We start from the raw sequence: 18,266 nt of genomic DNA on the forward strand, positions 1-18,266 counted from the left end.
CGATCATCTTGAGCCCTTAAGAGTACTGCGGCGGAGCGACGATTCGGCGCCTTCGCCCGCGCTTTTATGAAAGATCACTATTATGACGGCTTCCTTCTTTCGCATCGCCCTCATTCTCGGCCTTCTCTCGGCCATCGGACCTTTCGCCATCGACATGTATCTGCCTGCGCTGCCATCCATCGGCCAGGATCTGCATGCCGATAACAACGTCACCCAGCTAACCCTTCTCGCCTTCTTCATCTCCTTTGCGCTTGCCCAGCTCGTCTATGGTCCGCTGTCGGATATGTGGGGCCGCAAGCTGCCGCTTTATCTCGGCATCGGCCTCTTCGCCGTCGCCTCGATCGGCTGCGCGCTCGCGACCAGTATCGAAACGCTGATCGCCTTCCGCTTCGTCCAGGGCATCGGCGGTGCCGCCGGCATGGTCATCCCGCGTGCCATCGTCCGCGACATGCATACCGGCGTGCAGGCCGCGCGCCTGATGTCGCTGCTGATGCTGGTCTTCTCGATCTCGCCGATCCTGGCGCCGCTGACCGGCAGCGCCGTCATCGAGTTCTACGGCTGGCGCGGCGTGTTCTGGGCGGTGATGATCGCCGCCTTCATCGGCCTCGTCCTGCTCGCCACCCAGCTTGAGGAAACCCGGACCGCCAAGGAGCGCGGCGGCAGCGGCCTGAGAAGCGCCCTGAGCGCCTACCGGCTGCTGCTTGCCGACCGCAACTTCCTGACGCTGACCTTCATCGGCGGCCTCGGCATTTCGAGCTTCCTCGTCTATCTCGCCAATTCGCCCTTCGTGCTGATCCAGCATTACGGGCTGACGCCGACGCAATACAGCTTCGCCTTCTCGATCAATGCCGTCTCCTTCTTCGCGGTATCGCAGGCGACAGGCTGGCTCGGCGAGCGGTTCGGCCTAGTGCGCGTCATGCGCATTGCGGTCAGCGCCTTCGCGCTTGCCATGGTCGTCATGGCGGTGGTGATGGCCTCAGGCTTCAACCAGCTGCCCGTCATGGCGAGCTTCCTGTTCATCGGCTACGGCTTCCTCGGCCTGGTCATTCCGACGAGCGCCGTGCTGGCGCTCGAGGATCACGGCGCGATCGCCGGCACTGCCTCGTCGCTGATGGGCACGCTGCATTTCGTCATCGCCGCCGTCGCCATGGTGATATCGAGCCTGTTTTTCGACGGCACGGCCGTTCCGATGGCCGCCGGTATCGCGCTCTGCGCCTCCGCGGCCTTCGTGCTGACCCAGGCAACGATCGGCCGCCGCGCTGCCGTCGCCGCCGCCGAATAAGCAAGGAGAGGCCGCACCCGCTGCCGGGTGCGGTCACCAATCAGGGTTGCGTCGTCGGAGAAAATACCTCGCGCAATTGAATATTGGTGGGTAGCGCTATCTACGCCTGACGAAGCATTGTCATTCCGGAGAAGACGCATGGTCGACGAGAAGCGGCTCATCTCGAAAATCACCTGGAAGCTGATGCCGTTTCTCGGCATCCTCTATCTCATCGCCTATATCGACCGGCAGAATGTCAGCTTCGCCAAGCTGCAGATGGTCGATGCGCTCGGAATGAGCGAATATGCCTACGGTCTCGGCGCTTCGCTGTTCTTCATCGGCTATTTTCTCTTCGAGGTGCCGAGCAACCTCTTCCTCGACAGGCTCGGCGCCCGCGTCTGGTTCGCCCGCATCCTGGTCTCCTGGGGCCTCGTCACCGTGGCGCTCGCCTTCACGCAGAACGCCACGATGTTCTATATCCTGCGTTTCCTGCTCGGTGTCTGCGAAGCCGGCTTCTTTCCCGGCGTGCTCTATCTGCTGACGCTGTGGTTTCCCGCCGCCTATCGCGGCAGGATGGTCGGGCTGTTCATGATCTTCAGCGCCATCGCCAATGCCGTCGGCGCGCCGCTCGGCGGCGTGCTGCTCGATCTCGATGGCCTCTACGGCTTTGCCGGCTGGGAATGGGTGTTCCTGGCGACCGGCATTCCGGCGGTCCTCGCCGGTATCGTCACCTTCTTCTATCTTCCCGGCCGGCCTGAGAATGCGAGCTTCCTGAGCAGTGAGGAAAAGGCCTGGCTCGAACGCCGGCTCGCCTCGGAAAATGCCGGCATGGGCGAAAACGCCGGAGATGGTTTCAAGGCGCTCATCGACCCGCGCGTGCTGCTGATGGCGCTCTGCTATATCGCCTTCCCGCTGTCGGCCTATGGGCTGAGCTACTGGCTGCCGACCATCGTCAAGGCCTTCGGCGTCAGCAACACGGTGAACGGCTTCCTCAACGTCATTCCCTGGCTGCTGGTGGCGGTGGCGCTCTATGCCGTGCCTGTCATGGCCGACAAGGCGCAATCGAAGACACCCTATATCGTCATTCCGGCCTTCATCGGCGCCGCCTGCCTGCTGCTCTCGGCGCTGATCCCGAACCACACCCTGCAATTCGCCTTCCTCTGCATCGCCGCTGCGGGCATCTTCGCGCCGCAGCCGGTGTTCTGGAGCCTGCCCTCGCGCTTCCTGAAAGGTGCGGGCGCCGCCGCCGGCCTTGCCGCCATCAATTCGGTCGGAAATCTCGGCGGTTTCGTCGCCCAGAATGTCGTGCCCTGGATCAAGGATGAGAGCGGCAGCACGATTGCGCCGATGTTCTTCCTGGCCGCCTGCCTTGCCGCCGGCGCCCTCCTGGTCTTCTTCGTCACGCGTCAGCTGTCGAGCCGGGAGGCTTCGGCGGCGCCGAGCCGGGTCTGAGGACTTCAGCCGGTCAGCGTGAAAGCGTCGCTTTCGCCGGGAACGAGCTCCAGCGGCCAGATCCGGTTGCGGGCGCCCTGCGGATAGTGCTCGGCATAGGCCGGCATGCTGGCGAGCAGGGTTTCGCCGAGCTGGGCGCCGAGATCGCGCAGCGACATGCGGAACGAGGTCAGCGACGGCTGCAGGAAATGCGTGCGCGGCTCCTCGCGGAAGCCGACGACGGCGAGGTCGCGGCCGGGCACGATGCCGGCCTCTGCCAGCCGGCGGTAAAGCCCGATCGCCATCAGTTCATGGATCAGGATGATCGCGGTCGGCCGCTCTTCGATCATCAGCAGTTCGTGGCCGGCCTGATAGCCCCCCTGTTCGCTCGACTTGACGCGGATGACCAATGCCGGGTCGAAGGCAATATCGTGGCGTTGCAGCGCCTGACGGTAACTGTCGAGGAAGATATAGCCGAGATTGATATCGGAGGAGGGGGCGGCCACCGCGATGCGCCGATGGCCCTTGGCGACGAGCCGGTCGACGCCGCGCGCCGCCACGCCCTCGAAATCGAGGTCCATCCAGGTATAGCTGCCGCCCGACGCGCTGCGGCCGAGCGCCACGAAGGGGATGCGGGCCTTCTCCAGAAGCTCGATGCGCCGGTCGGTGCGCCGCGTCGCCGAGATGATCATTGCGTCGACCAGGCGGCGCGCCACCATGCGCTTCAGATATTCGTGCGGATCCTCGTCGTCAGGGCAGGGCAGCATGACCAGATCGAGCTTGTGGCGGGAAAAGACGCTCTGCAGCCCGTCGGTGACGCCGAGGAAGAAGTCGTCGCTGTTTTCCACCGTCTCGCGGCTGACCTCGAGCATCAGCCCGATGACGTTGGTCATGCCCTGGCGAAGGCTGCGACCGGATTGATTGGCGACGTAACCGAGCTCTTCGGCGGCCGCCAGCACGCGCCGGCGCGTTTCGTCATTGACATCGGGCTTGCCGTTCAGCGCACGCGACACGGTGCCGATCGAAATGTCGAGATGCTCGGCGAGCTGGCGAATACCCTTCATCTCTGGCGATCTTCCTCCCGTGCAGCGCCTGGAACAGGATGATTTTAGGCCCGCTTGGCCTAAAATCATCCTGTTCTACATTTAAAGAATTAGAGCATGATGTCGCCCGAAAACCGCTCACACTTTTCGGCATCATGCTCTGGTGTCATGGCCCTTCTTGCCACAGGACGACGCCTGCGAAAAGCCATGGGAGGGAAGGTTACGGCTGGGAGCTTCGGGGGACGTGCCCCGCGAGACGTTGGCGAGGGACGGAGAGGTCGCGGCGGCTTGGTCCCCTCGCCCCGTTTGATGAGGGGCGGCTCTCCTGGTCGACATGCCGTTGATATGCACTAAAAAAACCGAGGCTGCGCAACGCAGCCTCGGCTGAGGGGCGAGCGGCGCTGACGATTCAGCACCACTTCAAAACTTCAGATCTACTCGCAGACCCGCACGGTTTCGGCGTGGTAGCCGCCGTCATAGCGATTGCGCACGTCGCGGTCCTCATACCAGCATCTCGGTTCGACATAGCGGGGGCTCTCCACATAACGAGGGCCTTCATCGACGTAGCGAGGGCCGCCGCCATTCGCGATTGCGCCGCCGATCAGGCCGCCGACCACACCTGCGGCGACGCCGCCGGCGATGATGCGGCCGGTATTATCGTGATGGTGGTGGTCACGCGCGGCAGCGGGCTGAATAGCCGATCCAACAAGGGCCGTCGCGATCAACAGGCTGCTAATAATTCTCTTCATAACGCTCTCCTCAGTGGGCACTCGCCCCGGATAAAAGGAAAATGCGGCAGCAAGGCGTTTGTTCGTTCAAACTTTGCGACAGTCGGTAACGCACGTCAGGTTGCCGATTGCGTCGCCGTCGTCTCCTCCAAGACATCTTCGGGAATATCGTCGAAAGAGGCGTAATTGAGGTTGTAGAGCCTGGAGTATAGCTTGTTGTTTTTCATCAGCTGGCGATGGTCGCCGCTCTCGATGATTTCGCCGTTCTGCAGCACGATGATGCGGTCGGCCTCGCGGATCGTCGCCAGGCGATGGGCGATGACGAGGCCGGTGCGGTTTTCGAGCAGCTTCACCAGCGCCTTCTGGATCAGCATCTCGGTATAGCTGTCGATATTGGCCGTCGCCTCGTCGAGCACCAGGATCTTGGCATCCGCCACCAGCGCGCGGGCAAAACTCAAAAGCTGGCGCTGGCCGAGCGAAAGATTGCCGCCGCGTTCGCCGAGAACGCTGTCGTAACCATCGGGCAGGCGCATGATGAATTCATGGGCGCCGACCGCCTTGGCCGCCTCGATCACCTGTTCGCGCGTCGCCTCAAGCTTGTGGTAGCGGATGTTTTCGAAGACGGTGCCGGTGAACAGGAAGGGTTCCTGCAGCACCATGGCGATCTGCGCACCAAGCGAATCCTGGGTCAGATCACGCACATCGTGGCCGCCGACCAGCACCTGGCCCTGCTGCACGTCGTAGAAGCGGTGGATCAGCGACATGCAGCTCGATTTGCCGGAGCCCGTCGGCCCGACCAGCGCCACCGTCTCGCCGGGATTGACCTTGAAGCTCACATCTTTCAGCACCGGATGCTTCGGATTGTAGCCGAAGACGACGTCCTTGAATTCGACCGAACCGTCCATGTCGCGCGATAGCGCCTTGGCGTCGGGCGCGTCCTTGATGTCGACGGGCACGTCGAGCACTTCGGTCAGCCGCTGGCCGGATGCCATGGCGCGCTGCATCACCGAATATTGCAGGGTCAGCGAACGGATCGGGTCGAAGAAGCGCTGGATGTAGAACAGGAAGGCGACGAGCACGCCGACATCGAGCGCCTGGTTGAGAACGCGAGCGCCGCCGACGACGATGACGAGCGCCATCGCGACGCCGGTCAGGCTGTCGACGATCGGCACCATCACCTGCGCATACCGCGCCGCCGTCAGATGCGTCTTGAGGTTGGCATGCGCCTTGTCGTCGTAAAGCGTGAAGTTGACGCCCTGCCTGTCCATGCTCTGGACGGCGCGCACGCCGTGGATCGCTTCGGCGAGCGCGCCGTTCGCCACCGAATTGGTCTCGTGCGCGGCCATGAAGGATTTGCGGGCGAGCGGCAGCCAGAAGAGGCGGACGACGAAGAGCACCGGCAGCACCGCAAGCGTCAGCAGCCCCAGCTTGAAATCGAGATAGAGCATGACGAAGACGATGCCGAAGAGCAGCACGATGTCGCCGACCGAGAGAACCGAGGTTTCGAGGAATTCCTGCATCGAATTGACGTCGCCCTGCAGGCGCGACATCAGCCGCCCCACTTCGGTCTTGTCCATGAAGGAGAGCGAGACGCGCTGGAGATGCGAAAACATCGCCCTGCGGATATCGAAGAGCACGTCTTCCGCCACGCCGCCGACCAGCGTCTCCTGCGCATAGCTTGCCGCATAGTTGATAAGGATGGCGACGGCGAAGGCGGCGATCGCCCAGATCAGCGCCGAAGGGCTGCCGCCCGGCGCCATGCCGTGATCGATGGCATAGCGGATGATCAGCGGGATCAGCAATTGCATCATCGTGAAGGTGAGGACGGCGACGACCGACCAGGCGACCTGGCGGCGATAGGGATGAACGAAAGCCCAGATACGCTTGATGATGTTGCCGTCGAAGGCCTTGCCGAACATCTCCTCCTCGATGCGATGCGAACCGACCACCGCCCGCGGCGGGCGGCGCCCATCCTCGCGAACGTCGGGACGCTCGGTTTCCAGTTCCTCGGCCATCTCATTCCTCCTGCGGCCATGACGTCGGGTGGCCTGCATCTCATTGATTTTCCTCTCTTCTCCCCAGCGGGGAGAAGGTGCCCGGAGGGCGGATGAAGGGGCCGCACGGCACGCCCTTATTTGCCCTTCGCTTCCGCTCAGCGCACTCGTCGCTATCGCGCCTCGCCCCCTCATCGCCTCGCTTTGCTAGGCACTTCTCCCCAGTGGGGAGAAGAGGGAATTACGCGCTCAACACCTCGTCGCCCGGCCGCACCTGCAGCTCGTAGAGCGCCTTGTAGCGCCCACCGAGCGCCAGCAGCGCTTCATGCGTGCCGCGCTCGACGATCCTTCCGTCTTCGACGAACAGGATCTGGTCGGCATGCATCAGCGAGCTCAGGCGATGGGCGACGATGATCGTCACGCGGTCGGCGGCATAACGGCGCATGGCGCTGCGGATGCGCTGCTCGGTGGCCGCGTCGATCGCCGCGGTCGAATCGTCGAACACCATCACCGCCGGCTTCAGCATCAGGGCGCGGGCGATCGAAAGACGCTGCCGCTGGCCGCCGGACAGCGAAACGCCGCGTTCGCCGACGACGGTGCCGTAGCCGGTGGGCAGGCCGAGCACGTAATTGTGCAGCTGAGCGCTTTCACTGGCGCGTTCGATGCGGCCTTCCTTCGCCCAAGGGTCGCCATAAGCGATGTTGTTTTCGATCGTCGTGGTGAACAGGAAGGAATCCTGCTGCACGACGGCAACGGCCCGGCGCAGCGATTGCAGCGTCGCCTTGCGGATGTCCTGGCCGTCGATGGTGATCCTGCCGGCGCCGACATCGTAGAAGCGCGGAATCAGATGGGCGATCGTCGACTTGCCGCTGCCGGGAGGTCCGACGATGCCGATCGTTTGGCCGCGCCTGGCTTCGAAGGAGACGTCGTGAAGCACGGTGCGTTTTTCCGAACCCGGATAGGCGAAGCCGACATTTTCGAAGCGCAGCACGCCGTCGCTCACCGCCAATTCCCTGGCATCCGGCGCATCCTTGATCGATATGTCGAGATCGAGCAGGTTGAAGAGGCGCGAGCCGCAGGTGGAGGCGCGGGCAAAGGCATTGACCATCAGGCCGAGCTGGCGCACCGGCATCTGCAAAATGGTCATGAAGGTCAGGAACGAGGCGAGCGTGCCGACGGTGATCTCGCCCGACATGACCTTGCCGCCGCCGACGAAGAGCACCAGTCCCATCGCCGCGAAGAAGGAAAAGGTCATCGCGCTGGTATTCGTCACGCGGATGCCGACGCGCTGATGGGCGAGCGCCAGCGCGTTTTTCGACGCCGCCTCGAATTTCGACATTTCGTGGTCCTGTGCGGCAAAGGCGCGCACGACGCGGATGCCGCCGAGATTTTCCTCCATGATGCGGGTCAGCACCGACAGCCGCTCCTGCAGGTCGAGCCAGGTGGCGCGCAGCCTGAGCTGCGTCACCGAGGAGCGCCAGCCGACGAAGGGCACGAAGGAGAGCGCGAGAAGGCCGAGCACGATGTCGGTCGACAGCAGCATATAGGCGCCGATGCCGATCAGGATCGACAGCAGGATCATCCGGACGAGCGCCGTGGAAAAATACATGCGCACGCCTTCGAGATCGAGCAGGCCGATGGTGATCAGATCGCCGGAATGCACCGTGTCGTGAAAGCTGAAGGAGAGCCGCTGGATCTTTTCATAGCAGGCCAGCCGCAATTCGTAGCCGATGTGATGGCCGACGGCTTCGCTGTAATAGTTCTGGACCATGGTGAAGAGGCCGCGCAGCACGCTGGCGCCGAGCAGGAGCAGCGCCGTCGTCAGAAGCGCGTCCTGTGCCGCCTGGCCCGCCGCGCCGCCGCTCATCGCCATCTGCGTGTGGTCGACCGCCTGGCCGAGCAGGCGGGGGATCATCAGCTGGAAGGTGGAGGCGACAAGCGTGGCGCCGATCGCAAAGCCCGATTGCCAGGGGTGGCGGAAGGCCATCATGGTGATGCGCACCAATGTGAAGAGGCCTCGGCCCCAGCCTGCCGCAGTTGCAAGCGCCATCGAAGCCGAAGGCTTCGTCGCGCGTATTAACGCATCGCTGCTCACGGTGTTTTTTCCAATATGATGTGTGGTCGGACGCTGGCCCGAAAAGACGGCAAATCCATGAAAGGATTGATAGCATCGTCACTTTTGCCGATTCCATTTGGGGGTTCAAGTAAAGAATTCACCAACTGGTTATTTTTACGTGAGGTCGCCCCGCATCCTTACGGGAACAATCGGCGCGCGGGTGGGTTGCAGCAGGCAAACCCTGTCAGGCAGCCGTTACCGGGGAGAGATCCATGCCGCTGAAAGCCCTCGCTCTCAATGCAACACTGAAGACCAGCGACGCCAAGGAGCCGTCTTCGACCGACCGGATGATCGGTCTCATCGACAAGGCGTTGTCCGAATATGACGTCAAGACCGAGGTGCTTCGGCTTGCCGATTTCAACGTCAAGCCGGGCGTCACATCCGACGAAGGTGCCGGCGACGACTGGCCCGATATCCGCGCCAGGGTGCTCGCCGCCGACATCCTGATCATGGCGACGCCGATCTGGCTCGGCCAGCCGTCGAGTGTCTGCAAGCGGGCGCTGGAGCGCATGGACGCCTTCCTCGACGAGACCGACGGTCAGGGCCGCATGGTATCCTATGGCAGGGTCGCGGCCGTCGCCGTCGTCGGCAACGAGGACGGCGCCCATCATGTGTCGGCCGAGCTTTTCCAGGCGCTGAACGATGTCGGTTTCACCATTCCGGCGAGCGCGGTCGCCTATTGGGTCGGCGAGGCGATGGGTTCCAAGAATTTCGTCGATCTCGACAAGGTGCCGAAGGTCGTGACGACATCAGTCGACATGCTGGCGCGCAACGCGGCGCATCTGGCGGGCCTCTTGAAGGCCAAGCAATATCCGGGCGAGCACGGCTGAAGTCGGCCCGTCTAAATCGTTTATCTTTCAAAGACTTGCATCGCCCTGGCAATAAAGCTCTTGCCACGGGCGCCATTTGGCGCTTTCATACACGACTAGTTTGATAGACTATAGACGGGCGTGACTGCTCCGCTCATGGACTTCCGCGGCCTCCGGCCCGGACCTCGATCCTGCGGCAAATCGTGAATGGCCGCATGAACCTCATCAACGCATGATCCGCTGTCTATGCGTTGAAACCTCGATCGACACACGGTGCGGATGAAGCCGCCAAGGAGTTGCGATGACGGTTCAAGGACTTTTTTCCGCCAGAGCCAATGCGGCGGCGCAGATTTCGGCCGTGCCGCGGATTGCCATCGTCGGGCGCGGTTTTTCCGGGATGATGGCCGCTATCGCGCTGATGAAGACGGTGCGTGCGCCCTTCCATCTGCAGCTGTTCGATCCGAATTCCTCGGTCAGCGGCGGGCAGGCGCTGGCCTCGGTCCGCTCTTCGACGATCCTCAATACCCGTGTGCGCGATCTCTCGGTCGCGGTCGGCGACAGCGACGACTTCAACGACTGGCTCTGCAGCAATACAGCCTTCCGTGCCGCCGTGCCGGCCGCCATACCCGGTTTCCGGCAGATCTTCGTGCCGAAGGACATCTTCAGCGATTATGTCTACCAGCGCTTTTCCGAAGCGCTGGCCGCGCGCCGGGACATCACTGTCCAGGTCTGCAACGATCCGGTGGTGGCGATCCGCAGGAGCCACGGCAATCGCTTCCTGCTCGAAAGCGCCAATCCGGCCAATCCGCTGTTCGATACGGTGATGCTGGCCACCGGCTATGGCTTGAACGGTGAGGGCGCCGGCGGCGAGGAGGCTTCGCCGGTCAGGGCGCAGCGGCTCGTCGCGCGGCCGCATGCGGTGCTGCTCGGCAGCGGCATCCGCGTCGTCGACCAGTTGCTGCAGCTGCGCGATGCCGGTTATGCCGGCCAGGTGACGATCATTTCCCGGCGCGGCTTCCTGCCCCAGAGCCATACGCCGAATTCCGCCGATCCGGTGTTTCCGGCCGAAGCGCTGCCGGAAAGCCTGCCCGACATCGTCCGTTTCATCCGCCAGGCCTGCCGTGAGGCCGAGGAGGAGGGCCGAAGCTGGCAATCGGTGATGAACGGCCTGAGGAAACACGCCCGCTCGCTCTGGCGCTCGCTGCCGGCGCGCCACAAACACCAGTTCAACCGGCATTTGCGGGCAATCTACGACAGCCATCGCAACCGCCTGCCGGAGGCGATGCATCTGCGCCTGAAACGCGAGCTTGCCGAAGGCCGCACGGTGCTGCGCCGCGGGCGGGCCGGCCGCCGAGGCCTGAGCGGCCTGTTTTTCACGCCGGCCGGTTCCATGGTCGAGGAGGTCATCCATGCCGAGCGCGTCATCGATTGCCGTTGTCAGGCGCCGGATCTATCCGCGCCGCTGATCGGGAGCCTGTTTTCCGCCGGCCTCGCCATGCCCGACGAACTCTCGCTCGGGCTGGCGGTCAATGCGCGCGGCGAGCCCTTCCTGGAGGACGGTTCGACCGTTGCCGGGCTCTTTGCCGTCGGCTCGCTCGGCCTCGGCAGCCTGCCCGATATCGATCTGGTGCCGGAGATCGTCTCGCAGGCCTATGCCGCTGCCGAGCGGGTCGGTGAACGGTTCTATCCACAGGTCAAGGCGGTCTGAAAATTGAAGCCGCTTCGGAACCATCCGGCCGCCGCCGCGTTATACAGCGCTGGTGATCAAGAGGGCCTGATGGAAGCGCTGAATCGACAAGACCCGTCTCTTAACGACGAGGGACGCTTTCGCCTTTTGGTCGATGCCATCACCGACTACGCCATCTACATGCTCAGCCCCGAAGGCATCATCACCAGCTGGAATACCGGGGCTCAGCGTTTCAAAGGTTACAAGCCTTCCGAAATTCTCGGCGAGCATTTTTCCCGTTTCTATTCGGAAGAGGACCGCGCCGCGGGCATTCCGGAGCGCGCGCTCACCACCGCGAGGGAGCAAGGCCGGTTCGAAGGGGAGGGCTGGCGCCAGCGCAAGGACGGCAGCCGCTTCTGGGCGCATGTGATCATCGATCCGATCCGCCGTCCCTCCGGCGAACTTATCGGTTTTGCCAAGATCACGCGTGATTTGACGGAACGCCGGGCCGCTGAAAACGCAATCCGCCAGAGCGAGGAACAGTTCCGCCGGCTGGTCCAGGGCGTCTCCGACTATGCGATCTACATGCTCGATCCCGACGGCAATGTCAGCAGCTGGAATTTCGGCGCCGAGCGGATCAAGGGTTACCGGCCTGATGAAATCATCGGCCGGCATTTCTCGACCTTCTATACCCCAGAGGACCGAGCCGCCGGCGTGCCGCAGACCGCGCTGGGCATCGCCCGCGCCGAAGGGCGGTTCGAGCGGGAGGGCTGGCGCGTGCGCAAGGATGGCACTCGTTTCTGGGCGAGTATCGTCATCGACGCCATCCGCGACGATGACGGCCAGGTTATTGGTTTCGCAAAGATCACCCGCGATATCACCGAGAAGATGGAGACTCAACGGGCGCTGGAGCAGGCACGCGAAGAGCTGTTCCAGTCGCAGAAGATGGAGGCGATCGGCCAATTGACCGGCGGTATCGCCCATGATTTCAACAATCTGCTGATGGCCGTGCTCGGCAGTCTCGAAATCCTGAAGAAACGCATGCCGCAGGATCTGTCGCTGACATCGCTTGTCGACAATGCCATGCAGGGTGCCCAGCGCGGCGCGGCGTTGACACAGCGCATGCTGGCCTTTTCTCGCCGGCAGGAACTGCATATGGAGCCGATCGACGTCTCCGGCCTGGTGCGCGGCATGATGGATATGCTGAGCCGTTCGCTCGGCCCCCTCACCAGGATCGAGACCTCCTTCCCTATCCGGCTGCCGACGATCCTTACCGATCCGAACCAGCTGGAGATGGCAATCCTCAATCTCGTCGTCAACGCCCGCGACGCCATGCCGTCCGGCGGGCGGATATTGCTTCGCGCGGCCGAGGAATCAGTGCCGCCGGGCAAGGGGCCGCTGCCGTCCGGCCGCTATGTCCGCATCGCGGTGATCGATCATGGCGAGGGCATGGATGCAAAGACGATGGAGCAGGCAATTACGCCGTTCTTCACCACGAAGGGTGTTGGCAAGGGCACCGGTCTCGGCCTTTCCATGGTGCAGGGTCTTGCCTCCCAGTCCGGAGGCCGCCTGATGCTGAAGAGCCGCCTCGGCGAAGGCACCACAGCTGAATTGTGGTTCCCGGTCGTCACGCTCGAGCAAGCGGCCGAGGTCACCGCCGACCCGCCGCAACGTGCGGAAAATACGCCGCGCGGGCTGCGCATCGTCGCCGTCGATGACGATGGTCTGGTCTTGATGAATACGACGCTGATGCTGGAGGATCTCGGTCACACCGTGTTCGAGGCGATGGCAGGTCCCGAGGCGCTTGAAATCATGCGCAAGCAGCCGGTCGATCTGGTGATTTGCGACCACGCCATGCCGCGTATGACGGGTGCGGAGCTTGCCGAGGTGATCCGCGGGGAGTGGCCTGAGATGCCGATCATTCTCGCAACCGGTTACGCCGAGCTCCCCGAAGGCACCGGCATCGCCAATCTGCCCCGCCTCGGCAAGCCCTTCTCGCAGGCGCAACTCGCCGATGCGATCAGCCGGGTCGCTTCTTAGAACAATTCCAGGAAAAGTGTGAAGCGGTTTTCCGTCCGGAATTGCGTAAAAACGAAAAGCTCGAGCGGCGTGTGTTAGGCGCGACGCTTCTCGTCGCCGTCATCCTGGATGACGGCACCGTCGGCCACGGCCGGGGCCGAAGCTGCGCCGCTCAGAAGCCGCTTTTCTGTCTCTTGCAGGTCAAGGATCGCGCGTTCGATCTGCTCAGCCGGAGTTTCGACGCGCTTCCGATGACGCTGCCACAAGCCGACGAGCAGGCGTCGGCTCGGGACTTCGATCGTCTCATGCAGGAACCATGCTCCTCCCACCGCAACGAAAAGCGCGACCGCGATGAGCGCCGGTTCCGACATCAGAGTGGCAAAAGTCCGATGCACCAGGAACATGATCGGGACATGGAAGAGATAGAGTGAGAAGCTGATCGTCCCGAGAAACCTCACCGGTGCAGCTGCCAGGACATTTGCCGCGATGGGCGGTTGTCGCGCGACAAGCGCCACGATGACGGCTGCGGCGACCGCGCTTTGCAGGCTCCAGAATTCAGGGGAAAAACCAGGCGCGAGATTCCGGTAGGTGAAGAACACCGCCAGAAGGAAGAGCGTCAAAATTCCCGTGAGCGCGGATGGCGTCCATCTATCCCAGTAGGAATGCATCCGCCCGGCAAGTGCACCGAAAAGAAAGTAGGGGAGTTTGGAAACGAGCAATATTCCAGGCCCAGGCAATTCCAGCAGACCATCGACGACGACGATGACTGCGAAACCGACGATCACGCCGCTGTAGCGCTGCGGGCGGGCCAGGCAAAGCCATAGGATCGGGAAGAGCAGATAGAATTGAATTTCGGGTGGAATCGACCAGAAAACGCCGCTCGAGCCGAGAAGAAGGACATGGCGGACAAAGTCGGTGGCGCCGGTGATGGGCTGGACGAAGTCCAGATTTGCTATGCCGGACAGCATCGCCACGAGCAGAACGGCCGTGAGATAAACCGGATAGATGCGGGCAAAGCGGCTCACCAGAAAATCAAGCACACTTTCTCTGGTCACCGGCCGTAAACCGTAGAGATGGGCCATCAGAAAACCGCTGAGGGCAAAAAACAGGCCGACGGCTTCGCTGCCCATGGTCGTTACATGCGCGGATGTGCCAGGAAAGATAAGCCCGACATGGGCTTGAACGACCAGCAGCGCGGCGATACCGCGCAGGCCATCGAGACTGGGAATGTAATCCGGCCGGTTCATGTGCAGCTTTATCTATTCTGTTCCGGTCAGAAATATCGGACATCGCTTTACACGATATTAATCCGGTTGCGTTAACGCTACCCGGCGCAACCATTCGCCGGAGCACTCATATGAGGCCCGGCCTACTCCCGGCGGCCTCTTCCGATCTCGCCGCGCAAGATGAATGCCAGCAAAACAAGCGCCATCGCCGCCAGCCCATACCAGGTGACCGCATAGACGAGATGGTTGTTGGCGAAATGGATGATCGTCAGGCCGCCGACAGGCAGGCCGCCCGGATTGGCGGCGGCGTCGGCATCGATGAAATAGGGCGCGACCGCACCGACGCCGCGCTTTTCAGCGATCGCCGCGATATCGCGCGAATACCAGCGGTCGGCAGTGATGTCGTTGGATTGCAGCAGCGATCCCTTCGGCTCGGTCATCCTGATGAGGCCGGTAATCTCGACCGGGCCTGACAGTTCGCCGGCGCGGCGTGTGGCCGGATCGCGTCTGTCGATCGGCACGAAACCGCGATTGACGAGAATGGCCGTGCCGTCGGCAAGGATGAGCGGCGTCAGCACCCAATAACCCGGGCCGAGCGCCGTGGAGGCATAGACCAGCGTCTCCTTGTCGTTCGCCAGCGTCCCGGTGGCACTCACGCGGCGATATTCGTCATCGGCGGCATTGACCTTGCCCCAATCGGCCTGCGCCGGCGCGGGCAGGGGGGCCGCGTGCACACGCTGGTCGACGCGGGCGATGAGGTCGCGCTTCCAGGCGAGGCGCTGCACCTGCCAGGTGCCGAGCGCCGCGAGGGCCGCGGCAAGCAGCGCCAGGCAGACGCAGAAGATCATGCGTTTTGCCTGAAAAGGCCGCCTTTCCGATTTGTCCGGGAGAGACTCGCTCATAGGCTGACCCGATGCCGGCGGCGCTGCCGCCGGCGCTCGGTGACCGTCACGGCATATTCTTCATCATCTCGGGGCTCATCGGCATCATGTTGCTGTTGAGATGATGCATGACCCAGAGGGAACCGGAGAGCGCGATGGCGACGATGATGATGGTGAAGATCAGCGCCATCATCGTCCAGCCGCCTTCGCTGCGCGGGTTCATGTGCAGGAAGAAGACCATGTGGACGACGATCTGGACGGCGCCGATGGCCATCACCAGCACCGCCGTCACCGCCGGGCTGGCGAACACGCCTGACATGACCAGCCAGAAGGGAATGGCGGTCAGGACGACGGAGAGCGCGAAGCCCATCATATAGCTGCGGAAGGTGCCGTGGCCGGCCTGATGACCGTGGCTGTGGCCGTGATGGGCCTCGTGGGCATCCTCATGTGCGGGTGCTTGCGAACTCATCCGAGAACTCCCAGGAGATAGACGAAGGAAAAGACGCCGATCCAGACGACGTCGAGGAAGTGCCAGAACATCGACAGGCACATCAGACGGCGGCGGTTGGCTTCGACCAGCCCGTGCATCGACACCTGCACCATCAGCGTTATCAGCCAGATGATGCCGAAGGTGACGTGCAGCCCGTGCGTGCCGACCAGCGTGAAGAAGGAGGACAGGAAGGCGCTGCGCGTCGGGCCGGCGCCTTCGTGGATCAGGTGGATGAACTCATAGAGCTCGAGCCCGATGAAGGCCGCGCCGAACAGTCCGGTGACGGCAAGCCAGAACAGCGTTTCCGCTTTGGCGTTCCGCTCCATCTGCAGCATGGCGAAGCCATAGGTGATCGACGAGAACAGCAGCATCGAGGTGTTGAGTGCGACGATCGGCAGATCGAAGAGATCGGCCGGCGACGGGCCGGCGGCATAATTGCGGCCGAGCACGCCGTGGGTGGCAAACAGCACCGCGAAGATCAGGCAGTCGCTCATCAGGTAGAGCCAGAAGCCGAGATTGGTGCTGTTCTCCGGATGATGATCTTCCGTCAGGTAGAATTCAGGCTTTTCGGCCGTGTCGATGGTCTGATCGCTCATGGTTACACCTGCTCGGCAAGCAGCGCGGTGCGCTTGCCTTCCGTTTCGGTCACCTCTTCGGCGGGGATGTGGAAGTCGCGCCGGTAATTGAAGGTATGGCCGATCGCCACGACCAGCAGGGCGACGAAGGAGACGACGACCAGCCACCACATGTACCAGATCAGGCCGAAGGCCAGCGCGACGCTGATGGCGGAGAGGATGGCGCCGGTGCCGGTGTTCTTCGGCATGTGGATCGGCCGGAAGCCCTCGAGCGGACGCGCATAACCACGGTTCTTCATGTCGTACCAGCTGTCATGGTCGTGGACGACGGGCGTGAAGGCGAAGTTGTAATCCGGCGGCGGCGAGGCGGTCGACCATTCCAGCGTGCGGCCGTCCCATGGATCGCCGCTGTCGTCGCGCAGTTCCTCGCGCTTCATGAAGCTGACGACGATCTGGATCAGGAAGGCGGCAATGCCGAGCGCGATCAGGCCGACGCCGAAGGCGGCGATGATGAACCAGATCTGCAGCGACGGGTCCTCGAACTGGCTCATGCGGCGGGTGACGCCCATCAGGCCGAGCACATAGAGCGGCATGAAGGCGAACCAGAAACCGATCTGCCAGAACCAGAAGCTCAGCTTGCCCCAGAAGGGATCGAGCTTGAAGCCGAAAGCCTTCGGGAACCAGTAGTTCACGCCGGCGAACATGCCGAAGAGAACGCCGCCGATGATGACGTTGTGGAAGTGGGCGATGAGGAACAGCGAATTGTGCAGCACGAAGTCGGCCGGCGGCACGGCAAGCATGACGCCGGTCATGCCGCCGATGACGAAGGTGACCATGAAGCCGACCGTCCACAGCATCGGCACCTCGTAGCGGATGCGGCCGCGATACATGGTGAAGAGCCAGTTGAAGATCTTCGCCCCTGTCGGGATCGAGATGATCATCGTGGTGATGCCGAAGAAGGAGTTGACTGAGGCACCCGAGCCCATGGTGAAGAAGTGGTGCAGCCAGACGATGTAGGACAGGATCATGATCACGCAGGTCGCGTAGACCATGGAGGCGTAGCCGAACAGGCGTTTGCCCGAGAAGGTGGCGACGACTTCGGAGAAGATCCCGAAGGCCGGCAGCACCAGGATGTAGACCTCCGGATGGCCCCAGATCCAGATGAGGTTGATGTACATCATCGGATTGCCGCCGAGGTCGTTGGTGAAGAAGTTCGTCCCGGCATAGCGGTCGAGCGACAACAGCACGAGCGTTGCGGTCAGGATCGGGAAGGAAGCGACGATCAGCACGTTGGTGCAGAGCGCCGTCCAGGTGAAAACCGGCATCTTCATGAAGGTCATGCCCGGCGCGCGCATCTTGACGATGGTGGCGATCAGGTTGATGCCGGACAGCGTCGTTCCGACACCCGCCACCTGCAGGCCCCAGATATAATAGTCGACGCCGACGCCGGGACTATAGGCGGCGCCCGACAGCGGCGGGTAGGCGAGCCAGCCGGTCTGGGCGAATTCGCCGATGAACAGCGACAGCATGATGATGATCGCGCCGGCGGTGGTCATCCAAAAGGAGAAATTGTTCAAGAAGGGGAAGGAGACGTCGCGCGCGCCGATCTGCAGCGGCACCACGAAGTTCATCAGACCGGTGACGAAGGGCATCGCCACGAAGAAGATCATGATGACGCCGTGGGCGGTGAAGATCTGGTCGTAATGGTGCGGCGGCAGGTAGCCTTCCGACCCGTTGAAGGCAATCGCCTGCTGGATGCGCATCAGGATGGCGTCGGAGAAGCCGCGCAGCAGCATGATGACCGCCAGGATCACATACATGATGCCGATCTTCTTGTGATCGACGCTGCAGATCCAGTCGTGCCAGAGCGGGCCCCAGAACTTGAAATAGGTGATGGCGCCGAGCAGCGCGAGACCGCCGATGACGACGCCGATGAAGGTCACGACCAGAATCGGCTCGTGATAGGGGATGGCATCGAGGGTCAACCGGCCGAAGACGAACTTCAGGAGGTCAGGATTGGAAAACAT

Annotated in this window: 14 protein-coding genes; 5 read left to right on the top strand and 9 right to left on the bottom strand. The window is 62.7% G+C overall.

Annotated elements, in window-relative coordinates; translation table 11 throughout:
• Positions 1–82: 82 nt before the first annotated feature.
• Positions 83–1,282, top strand: coding sequence for a multidrug effflux MFS transporter (locus tag QMO80_RS26175; RefSeq protein ID WP_283200814.1), 1,200 nt, complete (start codon positions 83–85; stop codon positions 1,280–1,282).
• Between the two features lie 138 nt (positions 1,283–1,420).
• Entirely contained in the window at positions 1,421–2,713 is a 1,293-nt protein-coding gene (locus QMO80_RS26180; protein ID WP_283200815.1) for an MFS transporter, read from the top strand.
• 5 nt (positions 2,714–2,718) lie between these two features.
• Here the strand turns inward: QMO80_RS26180 and QMO80_RS26185 are convergent, their stop codons facing one another.
• The 4 genes from QMO80_RS26185 to QMO80_RS26200 form a co-directional block, all read right to left on the bottom strand.
• Positions 2,719–3,756 carry a LacI family DNA-binding transcriptional regulator gene (locus tag QMO80_RS26185; RefSeq protein WP_283200816.1) on the bottom strand — a complete coding sequence of 346 codons (1,038 nt, stop codon included), beginning with the start codon at positions 3,754–3,756 and terminating at the stop codon, positions 2,719–2,721.
• Between the two features lie 413 nt (positions 3,757–4,169).
• Positions 4,170–4,484 carry a hypothetical protein gene (locus QMO80_RS26190; RefSeq protein WP_283200817.1) on the bottom strand — a complete coding sequence of 105 codons (315 nt, stop codon included), beginning with the start codon at positions 4,482–4,484 and terminating at the stop codon, positions 4,170–4,172.
• Positions 4,485–4,579: 95 nt separating this feature from the next.
• A complete protein-coding gene (locus QMO80_RS26195) occupies positions 4,580–6,478 on the bottom strand; it encodes an ABC transporter ATP-binding protein (protein WP_283200818.1) in 1,899 nt (632 codons plus the stop codon).
• A gap of 220 nt (positions 6,479–6,698) precedes the next feature.
• On the bottom strand, positions 6,699–8,507 hold the full coding sequence (locus tag QMO80_RS26200; RefSeq protein WP_283201228.1) for an ABC transporter ATP-binding protein: 1,809 nt from the start codon (positions 8,505–8,507) through the stop codon (positions 6,699–6,701).
• 278 nt (positions 8,508–8,785) lie between these two features.
• Here QMO80_RS26200 and QMO80_RS26205 point away from each other — a divergent pair, with 278 nt between their 5' ends.
• The 3 genes from QMO80_RS26205 to QMO80_RS26215 all read left to right on the top strand — a co-directional run bounded on the left by QMO80_RS26205 (position 8,786) and on the right by QMO80_RS26215 (position 13,088).
• Positions 8,786–9,403: a flavodoxin family protein gene (locus QMO80_RS26205; protein WP_283200819.1), complete on the top strand. Its 618-nt coding sequence runs from the start codon at positions 8,786–8,788 to the stop codon at positions 9,401–9,403.
• A gap of 280 nt (positions 9,404–9,683) precedes the next feature.
• The gene (locus QMO80_RS26210; RefSeq protein ID WP_283200820.1) at positions 9,684–11,090 is read left to right on the top strand and encodes an FAD/NAD(P)-binding protein; all 1,407 of its coding nucleotides are present in this window, start codon (positions 9,684–9,686) and stop codon (positions 11,088–11,090) included.
• Positions 11,091–11,159: 69 nt separating this feature from the next.
• On the top strand, positions 11,160–13,088 hold the full coding sequence (locus tag QMO80_RS26215) for a PAS domain-containing sensor histidine kinase (protein ID WP_283200821.1): 1,929 nt from the start codon (positions 11,160–11,162) through the stop codon (positions 13,086–13,088).
• A gap of 74 nt (positions 13,089–13,162) precedes the next feature.
• Here QMO80_RS26215 and QMO80_RS26220 read toward each other — a convergent pair whose 3' ends face one another.
• The 5 genes from QMO80_RS26220 to cyoB form a co-directional block, all read right to left on the bottom strand.
• On the bottom strand, positions 13,163–14,314 hold the full coding sequence (locus QMO80_RS26220; protein ID WP_283200822.1) for an acyltransferase: 1,152 nt from the start codon (positions 14,312–14,314) through the stop codon (positions 13,163–13,165).
• Positions 14,315–14,436: 122 nt separating this feature from the next.
• Positions 14,437–15,195, bottom strand: coding sequence for an SURF1 family protein (locus QMO80_RS26225; RefSeq protein WP_283200823.1), 759 nt, complete (start codon positions 15,193–15,195; stop codon positions 14,437–14,439).
• Positions 15,196–15,241: 46 nt separating this feature from the next.
• Entirely contained in the window at positions 15,242–15,643 is a 402-nt protein-coding gene (gene cyoD / locus QMO80_RS26230; RefSeq protein WP_283200824.1) for a cytochrome o ubiquinol oxidase subunit IV, read from the bottom strand.
• Positions 15,640–16,260: a cytochrome o ubiquinol oxidase subunit III gene (gene cyoC, locus QMO80_RS26235; protein WP_049735264.1), complete on the bottom strand. Its 621-nt coding sequence runs from the start codon at positions 16,258–16,260 to the stop codon at positions 15,640–15,642. Before cyoC ends, cyoD begins: the two co-directional genes overlap by 4 nt.
• Before the next feature lie 2 nt (positions 16,261–16,262).
• Complete coding sequence (gene cyoB / locus QMO80_RS26240; protein WP_283200825.1) at positions 16,263–18,266, bottom strand: cytochrome o ubiquinol oxidase subunit I; 2,004 nt, start codon at positions 18,264–18,266, stop codon at positions 16,263–16,265.

The sequence above is a fragment of the Rhizobium sp. BT03 genome, assembly GCF_030053155.1.
GTDB lineage: Bacteria > Pseudomonadota > Alphaproteobacteria > Rhizobiales > Rhizobiaceae > Rhizobium.

Coding starts and splice junctions, on each gene's coding strand:
- QMO80_RS26175 (WP_283200814.1), top strand. CDS start 83: ATGACGGCTTCCTTCTTTCGCATCGCCCTCATTCTCGGCCTTCTCTCG.
- QMO80_RS26180 (WP_283200815.1), top strand. CDS start 1,421: ATGGTCGACGAGAAGCGGCTCATCTCGAAAATCACCTGGAAGCTGATG.
- QMO80_RS26185 (WP_283200816.1), bottom strand. CDS start 3,756: ATGAAGGGTATTCGCCAGCTCGCCGAGCATCTCGACATTTCGATCGGC.
- QMO80_RS26190 (WP_283200817.1), bottom strand. CDS start 4,484: ATGAAGAGAATTATTAGCAGCCTGTTGATCGCGACGGCCCTTGTTGGA.
- QMO80_RS26195 (WP_283200818.1), bottom strand. CDS start 6,478: ATGGCCGAGGAACTGGAAACCGAGCGTCCCGACGTTCGCGAGGATGGG.
- QMO80_RS26200 (WP_283201228.1), bottom strand. CDS start 8,507: ATGGCGCTTGCAACTGCGGCAGGCTGGGGCCGAGGCCTCTTCACATTG.
- QMO80_RS26205 (WP_283200819.1), top strand. CDS start 8,786: ATGCCGCTGAAAGCCCTCGCTCTCAATGCAACACTGAAGACCAGCGAC.
- QMO80_RS26210 (WP_283200820.1), top strand. CDS start 9,684: ATGACGGTTCAAGGACTTTTTTCCGCCAGAGCCAATGCGGCGGCGCAG.
- QMO80_RS26215 (WP_283200821.1), top strand. CDS start 11,160: ATGGAAGCGCTGAATCGACAAGACCCGTCTCTTAACGACGAGGGACGC.
- QMO80_RS26220 (WP_283200822.1), bottom strand. CDS start 14,314: ATGAACCGGCCGGATTACATTCCCAGTCTCGATGGCCTGCGCGGTATC.
- QMO80_RS26225 (WP_283200823.1), bottom strand. CDS start 15,195: ATGAGCGAGTCTCTCCCGGACAAATCGGAAAGGCGGCCTTTTCAGGCA.
- cyoD (WP_283200824.1), bottom strand. CDS start 15,643: ATGAGTTCGCAAGCACCCGCACATGAGGATGCCCACGAGGCCCATCAC.
- cyoC (WP_049735264.1), bottom strand. CDS start 16,260: ATGAGCGATCAGACCATCGACACGGCCGAAAAGCCTGAATTCTACCTG.
- cyoB (WP_283200825.1), bottom strand. CDS start 18,266: ATGTTTTCCAATCCTGACCTCCTGAAGTTCGTCTTCGGCCGGTTGACC.